16 protein-coding genes are annotated in these 16,005 nt (G+C 46.2%); 5 read left to right on the top strand and 11 right to left on the bottom strand.

The window, feature by feature from the left end; genetic code table 11:
- The first annotated feature begins 1 nt into the window (after position 1).
- Positions 2-3,571: a conjugal transfer protein TraG N-terminal domain-containing protein gene (locus VTH8203_RS00340; protein WP_096991852.1), complete on the top strand. Its 3,570-nt coding sequence runs from the start codon at positions 2-4 to the stop codon at positions 3,569-3,571.
- 32 nt (positions 3,572-3,603) lie between these two features.
- Here VTH8203_RS00340 and eexR read toward each other — a convergent pair whose 3' ends face one another.
- The 7 genes from eexR to VTH8203_RS00305 are packed head-to-tail and all read right to left on the bottom strand — an operon-like array spanning position 3,604 to position 7,276.
- Positions 3,604-4,035, bottom strand: coding sequence for an entry exclusion protein EexR (gene eexR, locus VTH8203_RS00335; protein ID WP_096991851.1), 432 nt, complete (start codon positions 4,033-4,035; stop codon positions 3,604-3,606).
- Positions 4,036-4,089: 54 nt separating this feature from the next.
- Positions 4,090-4,623 (bottom strand): FlhC family transcriptional regulator, encoded by a 534-nt coding sequence (locus tag VTH8203_RS00330; RefSeq protein ID WP_000566753.1) that lies wholly within the window; start codon positions 4,621-4,623, stop codon positions 4,090-4,092.
- On the bottom strand, positions 4,620-4,919 hold the full coding sequence (locus VTH8203_RS00325) for a flagellar transcriptional regulator FlhD (RefSeq protein WP_000210563.1): 300 nt from the start codon (positions 4,917-4,919) through the stop codon (positions 4,620-4,622). The genes VTH8203_RS00330 and VTH8203_RS00325 overlap by 4 nt, the downstream gene beginning before the upstream one ends.
- Positions 4,916-5,464: a lytic transglycosylase domain-containing protein gene (locus VTH8203_RS00320; RefSeq protein ID WP_000848909.1), complete on the bottom strand. Its 549-nt coding sequence runs from the start codon at positions 5,462-5,464 to the stop codon at positions 4,916-4,918. Before VTH8203_RS00320 ends, VTH8203_RS00325 begins: the two co-directional genes overlap by 4 nt.
- The gene (locus VTH8203_RS00315; protein WP_001158521.1) at positions 5,451-6,113 is read right to left on the bottom strand and encodes a DUF6475 domain-containing protein; all 663 of its coding nucleotides are present in this window, start codon (positions 6,111-6,113) and stop codon (positions 5,451-5,453) included. The genes VTH8203_RS00320 and VTH8203_RS00315 overlap by 14 nt, the downstream gene beginning before the upstream one ends.
- Positions 6,100-6,969, bottom strand: a complete 870-nt coding sequence (locus tag VTH8203_RS00310; protein WP_096991850.1) for a hypothetical protein — start codon at positions 6,967-6,969, stop codon at positions 6,100-6,102. Before VTH8203_RS00310 ends, VTH8203_RS00315 begins: the two co-directional genes overlap by 14 nt.
- 55 nt (positions 6,970-7,024) lie before the next feature.
- Positions 7,025-7,276 carry a helix-turn-helix domain-containing protein gene (locus VTH8203_RS00305; RefSeq protein ID WP_000451746.1) on the bottom strand — a complete coding sequence of 84 codons (252 nt, stop codon included), beginning with the start codon at positions 7,274-7,276 and terminating at the stop codon, positions 7,025-7,027.
- Between the two features lie 117 nt (positions 7,277-7,393).
- Here VTH8203_RS00305 and VTH8203_RS00300 point away from each other — a divergent pair, with 117 nt between their 5' ends.
- Both VTH8203_RS00300 and prfC read left to right on the top strand, forming a co-directional pair.
- Entirely contained in the window at positions 7,394-8,041 is a 648-nt protein-coding gene (locus VTH8203_RS00300) for a LexA family protein (RefSeq protein ID WP_015066602.1), read from the top strand.
- A gap of 256 nt (positions 8,042-8,297) precedes the next feature.
- A complete protein-coding gene (prfC, locus tag VTH8203_RS00295; protein WP_096991849.1) occupies positions 8,298-9,887 on the top strand; it encodes a peptide chain release factor 3 in 1,590 nt (529 codons plus the stop codon).
- 73 nt (positions 9,888-9,960) lie between these two features.
- Here the strand turns inward: prfC and VTH8203_RS00290 are convergent, their stop codons facing one another.
- The 4 genes from VTH8203_RS00290 to VTH8203_RS00275 all read right to left on the bottom strand — a co-directional run bounded on the left by VTH8203_RS00290 (position 9,961) and on the right by VTH8203_RS00275 (position 14,750).
- The gene (locus tag VTH8203_RS00290) at positions 9,961-10,926 is read right to left on the bottom strand and encodes an ABC transporter permease (protein WP_096991848.1); all 966 of its coding nucleotides are present in this window, start codon (positions 10,924-10,926) and stop codon (positions 9,961-9,963) included.
- 2 nt (positions 10,927-10,928) lie between these two features.
- Positions 10,929-12,059 carry an ABC transporter permease gene (locus tag VTH8203_RS00285; protein WP_096991847.1) on the bottom strand — a complete coding sequence of 377 codons (1,131 nt, stop codon included), beginning with the start codon at positions 12,057-12,059 and terminating at the stop codon, positions 10,929-10,931.
- Positions 12,056-13,636 carry an ABC transporter ATP-binding protein gene (locus VTH8203_RS00280; RefSeq protein WP_096991846.1) on the bottom strand — a complete coding sequence of 527 codons (1,581 nt, stop codon included), beginning with the start codon at positions 13,634-13,636 and terminating at the stop codon, positions 12,056-12,058. Before VTH8203_RS00280 ends, VTH8203_RS00285 begins: the two co-directional genes overlap by 4 nt.
- Before the next feature lie 118 nt (positions 13,637-13,754).
- Positions 13,755-14,750: a BMP family lipoprotein gene (locus VTH8203_RS00275; protein WP_244181120.1), complete on the bottom strand. Its 996-nt coding sequence runs from the start codon at positions 14,748-14,750 to the stop codon at positions 13,755-13,757.
- Between the two features lie 316 nt (positions 14,751-15,066).
- On the opposite strand from VTH8203_RS00275, the gene VTH8203_RS24395 reads away from it, so the two are divergent.
- Positions 15,067-15,189, top strand: a complete 123-nt coding sequence (locus VTH8203_RS24395) for a DUF5363 family protein (protein WP_096991845.1) — start codon at positions 15,067-15,069, stop codon at positions 15,187-15,189.
- Positions 15,179-15,958: a TatD family hydrolase gene (locus VTH8203_RS00265; protein WP_096991844.1), complete on the top strand. Its 780-nt coding sequence runs from the start codon at positions 15,179-15,181 to the stop codon at positions 15,956-15,958. Before VTH8203_RS24395 ends, VTH8203_RS00265 begins: the two co-directional genes overlap by 11 nt.
- Positions 15,959-16,005 lie beyond the last annotated feature (47 nt).

Below are 16,005 nucleotides of genomic sequence, written 5' to 3'. Positions count from 1 at the left end.
CATGTGGGAAATCTATTCCATCGGGGATTCGGCTTTTTTAGAGCAGGTCCTGAACGCTGTCGCGATGATCACTGGTACAGGCGACTTTACTTCAATGGTTCGCATTGGCTTGCTCATTGGGGTATTGATGGTCTCTGTTCAGGCCTTAATGCAAGGTGGTCGTGGGATTAACTTTCAACATGTTTTAGTCTCATGGCTAGTCTTTGCAACCATGTTTGGGCCCAGTACCCGAGTGAGCATTGAGGATGCGTACACGGGACAAGTTCGAGTTGTTGATAATGTGCCCATCGGTGTTGCTGCCGCAGGCAGTACGATTTCGACTGTTGGCTTTCAAATCACGCGATTGTTTGAAACGGCGTTCTCAACTCCCGCCATGACGGAATACGGCTTTGCATCCAGTTTACAGTCACTGATTAAAGTGAGAAAACAGGTGATGGATCGCTCTGGGTTGGGTGATGCAAATCGTGTCGGTGGCTCAGATATCGAGCAATCGTGGTTTAACTATATCAAAGAATGCACCTTGATTGGCATCGACATCGGCCAAAAGAACCTAGATCAGGTGCTGAGTGATCCTAACCCGATGACTGCGATTAGGTTTGATTCGCGCATATATGGCACACGCATCATGCTCAGTGGTAGCAGTAGCGATCTGGACTGCACCGATGCCTATAGCCAACTGAAACTCATGACAGAATCAACCTTCATTCCAAGGCTTAAACAGGTTTTGTCAGCCTCATTGGGGACTTCGTCAGCAACGGATACTGATGACGTGATCCGAAATGCACTGAATAACCTTGGTTTGGCTTCGGTTAACACCCAAGAGTACATGACCGCGTCAGTGCTTTTGCCTATTTATGAGCAAAGCGTGACGGGCAAGTATATGGATGATCAAGCTTTCACCGCAGCCGTTATGGTTAACCAAGCAATTGAGCAGCGCAATACGCAATGGGCGGCGGAGCAGACCCTGTTCCAAAGCATCGTTCGTCCGATGATGACGTTTTTTGAGGGTTTCATTTACGCCATCACCCCATTGATGGCCTTTGTGATTGCCCTTGGCCAAATCGGGATGCGAATGGCTGGGAAGTACTTGTTAATCCTGCTTTGGATTCAACTTTGGATGCCTGTCATGGCCATCATTAACCTGTATATTCATTTAACCGTTGCAGGGAAAATGTCGGCTCTTGATGCCTTTGCAGGTACAGAAGTGCCATCTTTTGCTGGGATGATGCAGATGGATTCAGTGCTGCAAACCTGGATAGCTACTGGCGGCATGTTGGCGTCGAGTGTTCCGGCGATTTCGCTCATGCTCGTGTATGGCTCAGCAATAACCGCTACCCACTTGGCTGGACGTCTTCAAAACGGCGATGCCATTGATGAAAAGATGGCAAGTCCAGATGTCGCGAAAAATGCCCCGGTGATGCAATCACAGTCAATGTTCCAAAATTCAGCCCTCACTGGTTCTGCTATGACCGGCGCGTCAAACCTACTAAGCAGTTTCTCTGTTGGAAACGCAGTGGGTTCAATGGTCGGCTCTACAAAAGAATCCATGACTCAGGCAACTCAAGCCTTTAGCCGTCAGGTTGGCAATACCATGAGTCGAACCTTTGGTGAAAAGCTAAGTTACGACAACCTTTCTTCGGTTGGACGTCAGATCGGTTCTTCTAATTCCGCATCTAGCGCCGTTGTTAATCAGGTCACTGATGACCTGCAAACACGGTATGGTTTCGGAGACGATAAAAAAGACGCTGTACGTGGCTTGGTATCTGGCGTGTTATCGGGAGGCCTAAGGGTCGGTGGAGATGGAACCATTACAAATACCGATGATAAAGAAGTAGCAGATAAAGGGTTCTTGGGAAGATTACTTGGTACAGGGGGGAATGACTCCCGACAAGGTAACTTGCCTGGAGTCGATAAGCCCGAATCCTCAAGAGTGCCAAAAATATCACGGTTACGAGCAGGCTTGGATTTAGGTGGAAACTTTAGTGGCCAAGTTGAGTCGTCAGAAGGCAGTTCTCGGTCTACGACCGCAAATACGCTCACTGGGGAGATGCAAAGCTTGGCATCGAGTGATTCACGACGTGCTGAGTTTCGCGATGCCATGGTTAAGGACCTTTCAGATTCAAGACGTTCTGGCGTTGAAATGTCGTTGTCTAACCAAGACTATCAGTCACTTCAGAGTTCAGCACAAGACGTTATCACGGCATCAAACCGCTTTAGTGAGCTTGATCAGGCCAGCTACAGTCTATCAGGACAAAGGAACACGGATGGTGCGACGTTAACTCGATTAGCAGCGGATAATCCTGAAGTCATGGATTATTTAGGTCGCTATATGAACCAGCATGTTGAAGCAGGTAACCGATTACGTGAAAACCTTCCAATGTATCAGCGCTTGCTACCTGATGATAATCAGGCGTATGTGGCCGCAGCTATGGAGTCTTTAACCTATAGCAACTCATCGACGCCCGCTGAACGAGACAATGATTATCAAGCAGCAATGACTGTTATGGCCATGGCTACCGGAGCCGATTTACGATCAATTCAACCGCGCTCTAATGAAGGCTTGTCATCAGCTGCACCTACTTTTGGTGGCACTCAAAGCCAAGTGGAATCGGGTGTATTGGGCGGCTACGACGATGCTGCAACTGTTCAAACTCAGTTCAACGCAGCTCAATCAGCTTACCAAACTAATTTGTCTGGTGTTGATGGACAACTAAATGCGCATCAACAACAAGCCCAACAGGCCGTAGTTTCTGACACAAGTACCTATCAATCTGGACTAAACAGTGAAGCTGGGTCTCAGTGGCGAGCACGCATTATGGCTGATGATAGCGGAGTTTCTGGTGCTGAAATGTTCTTCAACAGCGCCAGTGCTATTGGTGATTTCAGTGGCAAGCATACTGATGCAGCACTGCATACCTTGAATCACTTTGGCGAAGACTATGAGAGTTACAAAGAACAAGCGCTTGAAGATCCTGGCTCACGAGGTTTCTTGCACAATGCAACGGTGGCCAGTAAATCAACCTGGGATGGCTTAAAAGCAGCCGTTGACGCCGGAACCTCTTTGGAAAACCCATTGACGGCGTTTAATGATGCATACAGTGGATCGAGTTCGCAGTATGCCTCCGAAGTAAACTGGGGTACTAAGTCTGAAGCCATGTTGGCTGGGGCATTCGGTGCGGCAGTTAACAATCGATATGGTGAGTTCTTAGAACAGTATGCCGATGATTTTAAACAGGAAGCATACAGCGAAGGGCAGAGAATGGGATTGACCCCGATTCAAAGTCAAGTGTTCGCTCAAGCTTTCAATGAAGGTTTGGCGGGTCGCGTTTTCAACTCTGAAGACTCATCGAGTTGGTCACCTGAAATGCTTGGCCTAAGGGAACAAATGCTAAATGAGTATCGTCAAAAGGATGAGAGTGGCTCTTACATCCCCGACAGTGTGTCCGAAAAAGATAAAGCATTTGTGGATAAGCAGATTGCAGTGATCTCAAATGCATCCCTTGCGGGAGATTATGCTCAGAACAATTTGATCGATATTAGGGCCTATAACCAGGCATCAGGAAGGAACTAAAAACAGAAGGTAGCCAGCTTGTGATGGGCTGGCTATTTTTTTGGCCTTTTGGGGAGGATAGATGAGCGACCATCTGCAAATTCGTTTACCCAGTACCAATATTTTTTTTCGCCCAGGCTTAGTTCTCGACCGGTATCTTTCAGTTGCCTTTGAAACAAACGGATTAGACCGCTTAAGCCTAAGAAAGCTAAGCCGACACAGAAAATTGTCCAACTCACTTGCCAATATGCGATTGCTAAAAACATAGTGGTGATGGCTATAAGGCCGATGGGGTTGCAGGTCGCTTTGAATCCCAAGTAGCTGAAAAAAACGACGGTGCAGAACAGAAATGGCAGAGCCGCTAACTTGGCAGATGCCGTTAATATTTCTGATGGAAAAAAATGAGCCGCAGCCAAAGTCGCCAGAAAAAGCCCCAGTGATATAACCCAGCAGCGTGCTGGTAAAGATTTAAGTAAGTTTGTCATCTTAGTACTCTCAAAGTGCACGGGCGGTGCACAATCAAATCATGTATCAGCATGTTAGTTCTCAAAAAGTGCTCTAGTGGTTTGCTCGGCCATAATTTCGCACACAGGACATTTAAGCTGAATGCGCTGTTGAGATACCGTCAAATACAGACTACCGCATCGACACCGGTGTAAGGATGCAAGCTGTGATCTTAAATCACGAGCTAGAACCCAACCTTCATTGATGGTTAGTTTTTTCCAGGGGATCTCAGCTGGAAGATCTGCTTCTTCTCTTGCAACCAAGTACGCATCGTAAGCCTTCATCAAAGCATCAATATTTAATTGCTTGTAGACATTGTCACCACCAATATTGACATAAAGCGCCATCAGCAGGGAGCCTTCAACCAAGGCTCTTCTACTTTTAACGATGGCATCAGATTCTGGCAATTGACCAGGACAAGGTGACTTGCCAGTCACTTCTTTGTGGAGCCTTCTGATAATGTGGATTGGCAAACCTGTATCGAGCGCGATAATGGTTGTTCGAAATCCGTATTTAATAAGCAGCGAGGCTCGGGTAAACAGCTCACTTTTGGACAGGTTATCAATCATGCATCCCCCTTGTTGTTTAAGGTTGATAATAAATAAGCGATTCTTGGGATACCTGTGCCTTTGCTCTTCACCATCTCAATCAGTTGGCTCTGGTTTCCCCTTGGTTGAAACAGCATGAATGATGAGGTCGCCACTCGTTGCAGGTCGTCAACACCAGCATTAATCAGTGCATCAACCACATCGCGTGTAAGTCCAAAGCGCAAGACAGCCTCTTGCGGATCAATTCGCGCTAATTCTCGTGCTGCGTGTAGGTACGCCAAATTTAATTGATAGAAGTCTTGTTGATTGGTTGTCATTGACGGACCTCCAGTTCATGTAAAATATTGCGATAAATAGAAAGCACTCTTTGCCCATACCAGCGTGCACGCTCTTCGTTCCAACTGTGATAGCGGCCTATGCCAAGCTCTAAATCGTTTGGTGAAGACTTGATTGCTTCGGCCAAAATACTGGAGCCGACAGTAAGGTTGGTGATGGGGTCTAGCAGTTCAGCTGCTGAGCTCACTCGATGCCCATGCCAATGCAAATTGATTTGCATAAGGCCAATATCGAGCTGGTATTTTTCACTCTCTTGAAGTGCCTGGTTTAACAGTTGCTCCGCTTCTGTCTTAGATTTGGCGTAGGTTGCGTTTGAACCATTGCGAATTGCGTATGGCCATGGACTGGTCATGTTAAGACCTCGATGTGAGGCTGACTCAGCCAAGGCAACGGCGTAGAGCATGACTGGATCAATACCAACACTTTGTGCTGCTTTTTCCCACTGATAGCCCGGAAACGCATAGACTGAAGTGCTTGCGGACATGGCTATCACTAGGGCAACGGTTTTTGCTTTAATCGTTTTCATTTTTGTCCTCTAATTGATTTCCGAGAAGCGCCTGAATGGCTTTCGGGCTTATTCTTTTCAAAGGCACTGCGCTAAAATTGGCGATGCCTCTCGTGTAAACTTGTGCCGCTTTTGACCAGTCACCCACGGCAACAGGCGCTTGCATATCAAATCCTTTTTGCTGGTTCTGATGGTCTGCAATACCCTGTAATAGCCTTGGGTATTCACCCACTTCGTCCCGCAGCAAGTAAGCCTGGTAGCGTGTTAAAAACTCTTTTTGCTTAAAGGGGTATTCCCTGTCATCAACTTTGCAGAGTTCAACCCATCCCCCCATGTCTGAAATCACGCGGTGGATAAGTGCATCGTCAAACATCACGGATGTCCAAGCACCAACCTGACGAACAGCCTTGTCAACTTTGTTCCAAGCAACCATGGCTCTTGAACCCGAGTTGCCATCGATATGCTTGATGACGTCAGCGGGCTTTGGAAAAAATTGCCCAGTATCCGGTGATTGAATATGCCGAGTCAGACCGATTCGCACTTCTTCAATGCTATAAGCACGAAGGGCTTCAAATGCGATGGATAGCAATTGCGGTGATACGCTTTTGCCATACATGGCCCAAGCTGCTCCCCAAACTTCAGCAAACTCGCGTTTATCAACCTCCTGCACTTGAACGAACCTCCCGAATACCTGGTCCGGCCCAGCTTTCAGCGATGCGACGATTGCTTTCTTCAATATTCAATTGGTGATTGCTGCCCTTTAGGCTCGTCGATGATTGCTGTACTTCATCAATGCGAACGTACTCGTCTTCCCATTGCCGGTTTAAAAGCCAGTTATGTGGCATAGGGGTCTTAGTCCGATCTTGATACTGCAATCGGTTGTCTCGTTGCTCTTTCCAGCGTGTTAGCACTTCCAAGGCGAGTTCATGGTCTTCATTGAGGCCCATGCGTAGCCATTCTTCTTTGGCTTTAGCTTTTTTTTCTTTGCGTATTTGTACATCCCAGAAGTCTTCAAACTGTATGTGATAAACAGTTTTAACTGTTGGTTTATTGCTTCTCTCAGAGTCATCCGACCGTTGAGAGTCCCTTACCGGGTTGCCAACAGGCATAAACAATGATGAAAATTCTTCTGGAAGCCGAGCTTGAAAAGCGGCAAGAGATTTCAAAAGCGATGCCATACCAACGAAGTCGGCAGGTACATCTTTAAGCAACCGAAAGGCTGCCTTACCTTGGTTTGGGTTTTCGATTGGGTTGTGCTTCAGAAAGCTTCGAATCAAAGTCCAACCAGATTCCTCGCAACGAATCAGGAACTGATCTTGTTCTAACTCACTTAACGCCTTGGCAACCTGTTGCTCATCCCAGTTCAAGTCAGAAGCAACGTAACCAATCGGCAGTCGAAAGCAGCCAAGCAAATTACAATGCGGGCATGTAAGCAAATACAGTCCTAGCAACTTCGCTGAGTCACTCCAGGACAAAACATTTTGCTTTAGCCAAAAGCGGGTATAGACCTTGCCATAATCACGCATGGAGGTACTCGCTTTTGTGTTTACGTAAAATGCTGACCATTACTTGCCCTTAATCCTACTGGTTACTGGCTTTCAGCTCGCTTGGGCATTCGGGGTAGATGTCCGGTCTTAACTGAGATCGGGTTACCTGTCCTTGCGTAGCTTGTTCGATGGGTAAAACGAATTCAGCGGGAACACGCCCTGATTTATTCAACCAAAACCAGACGTTTTGCTGTTTTGAGTTGATGGCTCGTGCTAATGCTGATTGCCCGCCGACCAAGTCAATGGCACGGCGGAGATGTTTTTGTGTCGTGTTGAACACTTCCATACCGTCTCCTGTTACAATAATAACTGTTACAAGATTGAATGTTACAGTTTAAACTGTAGGCAAGTCAACAGTTAAAATTGTTGAAAGGCTACAGTTTTATTTGTAGAATACGGGCTTATGAAAACTTTATCCGAACGACTAAACCATGCCTTGCAGCTTACTGGGGTGACTCAGTCTGAGTTGGCTCGTCGCATTGGTATCAAACAGCAGTCGATCAGCCAGATTTGCTCTGGTAAATCGGCTAGGTCTCGTTACACCATGCAGATCGCGGAGGCGCTTCGCGTGAATGCTCATTGGCTCGCCACAGGTGATGGCGAGATTGGCTTGGGGGTCGGTAATGTAGAAGTAGGGCCTGACATTAAAGGGAGTATTCCTCTTATTAATTGGGTTCAGGCTGGGGATTGGACTGAAATAGCGGAGGGATTTGCCTTTGAAGATGCAGAGGAGTGGCGTGAAGTCACTGGGAAAGCACATGAAGGTTGTTTCGCGCTTCGCGTAAAAGGCGACAGTATGGAAAATCCAAGCGGCAAAAAATCAATACCAGAAGGTGCTGTTATAGTTGTAGATCCTGATGCTCCTTACTCATCTGGTTCATTGGTTGTAGCGCGGCTTGATGATTCAAGAGAAGCAACCTTTAAACAATTAGTCTTGGATGGTGAGCAAAAATATTTGAAGCCTCTCAATCCACAATATCCAGCAATACCGATCAACGGCAATTGCTCAATTATTGGCGTTGTTAAACAAGCTATCATCGATTTTTGGTAGCGAAGGAATTTGTGGTTTAGCCACAGTTGTTCATGAGCTGAAGAAGCAACGATTGCAAACAGCTACAACTGAGCATTGGCGCACGCTGAGAGTAAATGGTAACCGATTAGATAACCATTGATTGTTTATAAAGTCAAGATCAGCGAAAATAGCGACCAATTACGATTAACACGACGGATTTGACAAGCGAAGAACTGAAAAGAGAGTACTTCCAAAAGTGTGTACAAATCCGTGTACAAACTAAAAGAATTTATACATGGCAAACCAAGATTTTCTCAATGAAATCAATAAGCGAAGGACCTTTGCTATCATCTCTCACCCGGATGCGGGTAAAACCACCATCACTGAAAAAGTCTTGTTATTCGGAAACGCGATCCAAAAAGCAGGGACAGTAAAAGGCCGTGGCAGCGCTCAACATGCGAAGTCTGACTGGATGGAAATGGAAAAAGAACGTGGTATCTCGGTAACAACTTCCGTGATGCAGTTTCCTTACAACGATTGTTTGGTAAACCTGCTTGATACTCCAGGACACGAAGACTTCTCGGAAGATACTTATCGTACGCTGACGGCTGTTGACTCATGCTTGATGGTGATTGACGCAGCGAAAGGTGTCGAAGATCGTACTCGTAAATTGATGGAAGTTACTCGCCTTCGTGACACACCAATCGTGACTTTCATGAACAAATTGGACCGTGATGTACGTGACCCAATGGAAGTGCTGGACGAAGTAGAAAGCGAACTGGGTATGATGTGTGCACCTATCTCTTGGCCAATTGGTTGTGGTAAAGAGTTTAAAGGCGTCTATCACATCCACCGTGATGAGACGATTCTGTATGAATCTGGTCATGGTCATGAAATTCAAGAAGTTCGTATCATCAAAGGACTAGATAACCCAGATCTTGATGAGGCGGTGGGCGCAGATTTAGCAGAAAATGTTCGTGAAGAGTTAGAGTTAGTAATGGGTGCATGCCCTGAGTTTGACCTTGATTCTTTCTTAAAAGGCGAGCTAACACCCGTTTACTTTGGTACTGCACTGGGTAACTTTGGTGTTGACCACATGCTAGATGGCTTAACTAAGTGGGCACCAGCACCGCAAACTCGCCAAGCGAATGAGCGTGATGTGGAAGCGACAGAAGAGAAGTTCTCTGGTTTCGTGTTTAAGATTCAAGCTAATATGGATCCAAAACACCGCGACCGTATCGCCTTTATGCGTATTGTATCGGGTACTTACTCTCAAGGTATGAAGATGAGTCATGTACGCACGGGCAAAACGGTCAGCATTTCTGATGCGGTTACGTTTATGGCGGGCGACCGCTCACGCGCCGAGAATGCGTATGCTGGCGATATTATTGGCCTTCATAACCACGGCACCATTCAAATTGGTGATACTTTTACTCAAGGTGAAGCACTGAAGTTCTCTGGTATTCCAAACTTTGCTCCGGAGCTGTTCCGCCGTATTCGTCTTAAAGATCCATTGAAGCAGAAGCAACTATTAAAAGGTTTGGTTCAGCTTTCTGAAGAAGGCGCGGTTCAGGTATTCCGTCCACTGCAAAACAATGATTTGATTGTTGGTGCGGTTGGTGTACTTCAGTTTGACGTGGTAGTGGCTCGTCTTAAATCTGAATACAACGTTGAAGCAATCTATGAGAGTGTGAATGTCGCGACAGCGCGTTGGGTAGAATGCAGTGACGCTAAGAAGCTTGAAGACTTCAAACGCAAGAACCAGCAAAACCTTGCGCTCGATGGTGGAGACAACTTGAGCTACGTCGCGCCAACGATGGTTAACTTAAACCTAGCGCAAGAGCGTTTCCCGGATATTACATTCCGTGCAACACGTGAGCACTAATTTGTAGGTGTTCATTCGAGATAATAAAAAACCGCTCAATTGAGCGGTTTTTTTGTCTGCCTATCGCATTCGGTTATTCGCGTTCTTTAGTGTAAGGTACGCCGATGGCTTTTGGTGCGACCGCCTTACCAATAAAGCCTGCTAGCAGGAATACGGTTAACACGTAAGGTACTGCTTCAATCGCTTGGACCGGAATAGGGAAGTCACCAATAGAGACGCCCTGCATACGAATGGCGAGTGCATCCAAGAAACCAAAGAGCAAACATGCACCCATTGCGGTAAACGGACGCCACTTACCAAAAATAAGCGCAGCCAAAGCCATATAACCTTTACCTGCACTCATGTTTGGAATGAACTGAGCCGTTTGCGCCACCGACAAGTAGACGCCACCAATACCCACTAATACCCCACAGATTGCAACGGCGGCGTAACGCATACGCACTACTGAAATACCCGCAGTATCCACTGCTGACGGTGACTCACCTACAGCACGTAAACGCAATCCGAAGCGGGTGCGGAACAGCAAATACCAGCAAGCAGGGACAATAAACACCACAAGATAGACTAAAATAGAATGGCCACTGATAAGTTCAGAGTAGATAGCGCCTAAAATGGGCACATCAGCAACGGCGTCTGCACCTGGGAAGGTAATCGGCGCAAAACGCGCGTCACCAGATAGGGCAGGAGTTTGACCACCTTGTTGGAACCAGTGGCGGCCGAGCGTAATGGTTAAGCCTGCGGCAAGAATGTTAATTGCCATACCACTGACAACTTGGTCACCTTTGTGGGTGATACAAGCGAAGCCGTGAAGCAAGGCAAGAAGCACCGAGATACCAATACCAGCAAGTAAACCCAACCACGCTGAACCTGTGATATGAGCGGTAGCGGCGCCAGCAAACGCTGCGGCTAACAGCTTACCTTCTAGTGCAATGTTCACTATCCCTGAACGTTCACAAAACATGCCCGCTAATGAGGCGAGGATCAGCGGTGTTGCCACTCGTAAGGTGGCATCAAGCATGAGAATAATCGTTTCAAACATAATCAAGCGACTCCTTTCTCTGCTTGTTGCTCATCGTTTTTGCTACCAAAAAGCTTGAGATAAGTACGTTCTAGTGAAGGACGGAACATGTGTTCTAGTGCGCCTGAGAATAGAATCACTAGGCCTTGCAAGACCACAACGATATTTCGGTCAACGCCGTACTCGAAACTTAACTCAGCGCCACCTTGATACAAGAAACCGAACAGCAAACTTGCTAAAAGAACACCAATAGGGTGGTTACGTCCCATTAGCGCCACGGCAATACCAGTAAAACCAAAACCTTCAACGAAGTTAAGTTTGATTTGATGCAGTTCACCTTGCAGTACGTTCAAACCAAAGAAGCCTGCTAACATGCCAGAGATAAGCATGGTGAGGACGATGATTTTTACATATTTAATACCGGCATAGCTTGCGGCGGAAGGATTTGAACCAACAGAACGGATTTCATACCCCCAACGTGAGTGCCACATAAATAGCCAGACAAACACACAGCACAACAGCGCAAAAATGAAGCTTAAGTTCATTGGGCTAGGTGCCATGTCAATGCCAACCACAGCGAGCATTTCATGCATTTTAGGTAGCCAGCTCGAGACTGCGAACACACGGCTTTCCGTGGCCATCGTGTTCTCAGGCTTCAAAATATCAACCAGTAGATACGCCATTAACGAAGAGGCGATAAAGTTGAACATAATGGTCGTGATTACGATGTGAGAGCCACGTTTTGCTTGAAGATAAGCAGGAATGAACGCCCACGCTGCACCAAATAGACCACCGGCAACAATGGCAACTGGAAAGACGATATACCAAGGTGCGTATTCGCCGAGTGTCAAACAGACCAAACCAACGCCTAAGCCACCGATGTACGCTTGTCCTTCACCACCGATGTTGAATAGACCAGCATGAAAGGCAACGGCAACAGCAAGACCAGTAAAGATAAAGCCTGTCGCGTAGTACATGGTGTACCCAAAGCCTTCTGCGTAGCCAAAGGCTCCCGTCCACATGACTTTCGCGGCGTCAATGGGGTTTATATCAATGTAAATAAACAGCAAGGCCGAGACCAAAAACGCCACCAATACGTTGATCGTTGGCAGCAGTGCCACGGTTACCCAAGCGGGTACTTTTGCTTGGCTCATACGAATTCTCCTCGTGGCTCTGCGTGTTCCTCAGGTTTTTTGAGATGCTCAGGCATGATATTCGCCATCATTAAACCTAACGTTTTTTCATCGGCATCTTCGATAGAGACTTCACCCACAATGGAACCATCAAAGACCACGAGAATGCGATCCGATAGGCTTAGGATTTCATCCAGTTCAACCGAGACCAGTAATACCGCTTTGTCCTCGTCACGTGCTGCGATGATTTGCTGGTGGATGTATTCGATAGCACCGATATCCACACCACGAGTTGGCTGACCGACTAAAAGCACATCGGGGTTTTGTTCCATTTCGCGTGCGATGACCAGCTTCTGCTGGTTACCACCGGAAAAGTTTGCCGTCTTTAATGTGGTGTCGTTAGGACGAACGTCCCACTTATCCATGCTTTGCTGACAACAGTCTTTAATGGCTTGTTTATCTTGTAATAAGCCTTTGTTGTACTTTGGCAAATGATGGTAGCCAAGAATATACGCTTCTTGAGCTTCAAACTTGTTGATAAGGCCTTGCTTATGACGGTCTTCAGGAATATGGCCTACACCAATGGCTCGTACCTGTTGAGGGTCGAGGGGGTGGTGTTTGTCGATGTGGCTACCATTAATGTCAATGCTGCCAGAGTAAGGTTTGATAATGCCTGACAATAGACCAAGAATTTCCGATTGACCGTTACCAGAGACACCAGCAATACCAACGACTTCGCCCTGCCTGACACCAAAGCTGATGCTTTTGACTCGCTCAACACCCGCGTCATCAAAAAATTGCAACTTATCGACTTTGATAAGCTCTTTTTTCGGATTCGCTGCTGACTTGTCCACTTTCAGGCGTACTTTACGTCCCACCATAAGTTCAGCCAGTTGCTCTTTATTTGTTTGGGAGGTCACGACGTGTTCAACCATTGTGCCCTGACGCATCACCGAAATATTATCGGTAATCGCCAGCACTTCACGCAGTTTGTGCGTGATGATCATGATGGTCGTGCCTTGAGCGCGTAGCTTGTCTAAGATGCGAAATAAGTGATCGGCTTCTTGTGGGGTGAGCACCCCGGTAGGTTCATCAAGAATCAGGATTTTTGCACCACGATATAGTGCTTTTAGAATTTCGACGCGCTGCTGAAGTCCAACTGGTAGTTCACCAACGACGGCATCAAGAGGTACTTCAAGTCCATAATCTTGTGCTAGAGCTTTGAGCTTCTTACGCGCTTTGCTCAAGCTTTCATTTAACTGCCATCCATCTTCGGCACCGAGAACAATGTTCTCTAATACGGTAAAGGTTTCCACTAACATAAAATGTTGGTGAACCATGCCAATTCCTGCTTTGATTGCTTCCTGAGAGTTAGCGGGCTTGTAGGGCGCGCCGTTCACTGTCATTTCACCCGCATCGGCATGATAAAATCCGTAAATAATACTCATAAGAGTGGACTTGCCAGCACCATTCTCACCAATGATACCATGAATCGTGCCTTCAGGAACCCGTAGATCGATAGCTCGGTTAGCGTGAACAGCTCCAAAGCGTTTATCTATTTGTTTCAGTTCGATGGCAATAGATTGTCCATTTGTCACTAGATACTGCCTTATAATTATACGCCGCTGTTTTTAGGCAGCGGCGTTGTTATATTTACTTAGCTTATTGATAATGAAGAAAAAATAAGCTAAGTGTTTTCATTCTGTTTCAGTGTGTTTAGTAGTTACACGTGTTATCTGACATGTAGTCGTGAACTTTGATCTTGCCAGCGATGATGTCCGCTTGCAGCGTATCTAAGTACGACTTCATCTCTGGAGTGATCATGTCTTTATTGTACTCGTCGTAAGCCCACTCAACTGCGCCATCTTTTAGACCAAGTACTTTGATGCCAGCTTCCCAAGTACCGTTTTCAGCTTCGTCCCAAGTGTTGTAGGCCGCAACACCTACTTTTTTTACCATAGACGTTAGCATAGTGCCTGGTTGAAGGTGGTTTTGGTTTGAGTCAACACCGATTGCGTAGTTACCCGCATCTTTCGCGGCTTGGTAAACGCCCATGCCTGTACCGCCCGCTGCTGCGTAGATAACGTCAACGCCCTTAGAGAATTGAGATTTGGCAAGCTCTGAACCTTTCGCAGGGTCAGCGAAAGCTGCAGGAGTCGAGCCTGTCATGTTTTGGAATGTTTCGATTTTTGGATTCGCATATTGTGCACCTTGACGGTAACCACACTCGAACTTACGAATCAACGGGATGTCCATACCACCGACAAAGCCTACCTTGCCTGTTTTAGACGCTTTTGCTGCCAATGCCCCAACAAGGAAAGAGCCTTCGTGCTCTTTAAACACGATAGATTGAACGTTTGGCTTATCAACAACCATATCGATGATAGTGAATTGAATATCAGGGAATTCTGTGGCAACTTTCTCTACAGCAGATGCCATGTTGAAACCAACAGCAACGATAGGTGTGAAGCCACGGCTTGCAAGACGACGAAGACCCTGCTCACGTTGTGCTTCGTTTTGCGGTTCAAATTCACGAACTTTAATGCCTTTGTCTGCATTAAAGACTTTTACACCGTTTTGAAAAACAGCTTCGTTGAATGATTTGTCAAATTTACCGGCTGTATCGTATACCACTGCTGGTTTTGCTGCGAACGCACCAAATGAAGCTACTGCCACTGCAAGCGCAGACATTTTTAGAATAGTTTTTTTCACGATCAATTCCCTTGTAGTGTCTAATGATGGGGTATCATTGACGATTCGATAGGCTAGGCTTGGTCCAGGTTAGGCGCCTAGAAAATGGCCGTATGTAAACGACACAGAAATGACAATAGAGACAATTTGTGTGGTTTACAAACAATAGGCTCCATTTTATCGTTTGCGTATATGAAAAAAAACCGCTTCTATCACAGCATTGAGGGATAAGTCACAACTTAGTGATAAAACTCTAACTATTGCGCTATCCTTTGTAAGGCAAGGATTGGGCATAGTATAAATTGCAATCGATTACATTTATTTAGGTAAATTTATCATGATTGAATTACTCAAAAAATGGCTTAAAAAATACGATGATTGGTGTGCCTCATTAGGACTCACACCAGAGAACAAACGCAGTTGCGTGCCCTACCGAAAAGAGTCAAAAGATGGTGATTGATAGCCATTGCCATCTCGATCTATTGGCAGAGAAAAAAGACATAAACCAAGTACTATTAGAGGCAGCAGAGGCTCAAGTGGCCGCTATCGTTGTGCCTGGTATTAATGAGCAAAATTGGATGGCCGTAAATCAGTTAGCCAACGAACATGCAATGGTGTCTTTCGCACTCGGGTTTCATCCGATGTTTCTCGATAAGGTTGGTGCTGGCAGTATTGGTCGTTTAGAGCAGCGTATTGCCGAATCTATAAGTAACAGTAAATTGGTGGCCGTAGGAGAATGTGGTCTCGACCTGTATCAAGGTAGAGAAAACGAACGGCAACAAAAATCACTGCTGATAGAGCAAATCCGCATTGCCAACCAGCATCAATTGCCTGTTATTCTTCATTGCCGAAAAGCGCATCAAGATCTTATTGCGTTGTTAAAGCAGAACCCACCTTTAAACGGTGGCGTTATTCATGGATTCAGTGGCAGTTATCAGCAAGCAATGGACTATGTCAATCTTGGCTTAAAAATCGGTGTTGGTGGTGTGATTACCTACCAAAGAGCACAAAAAACACGCTCGACCATCGCCACTCTCCCGCTAGAAAGTTTGCTATTAGAAACGGACGCACCTGATATGCCATTGTGTGGATATCAAGGTCGGCCGAACGAGCCTAAAATGGTGAAGATGGTGCTATCGTCGCTAATTATGTTGAGAAGTGAAAACAAGCAAACGGTTACGTCGCAGCTACTAAAAAATAGCAAATCGACGTTTAAATTTTGTGACTAAAAATGCTGTTAGTTGTGAATTCGAAAACGTTTGCAGAGGCTAAGTGT

Origin of the sequence: Vibrio thalassae, from assembly GCF_900089835.1 — a bacterium.
In the GTDB taxonomy this organism is placed as follows: domain Bacteria; phylum Pseudomonadota; class Gammaproteobacteria; order Enterobacterales; family Vibrionaceae; genus Vibrio; species Vibrio thalassae.
This window is presented reverse-complemented; position numbering and strand designations above follow the sequence as displayed.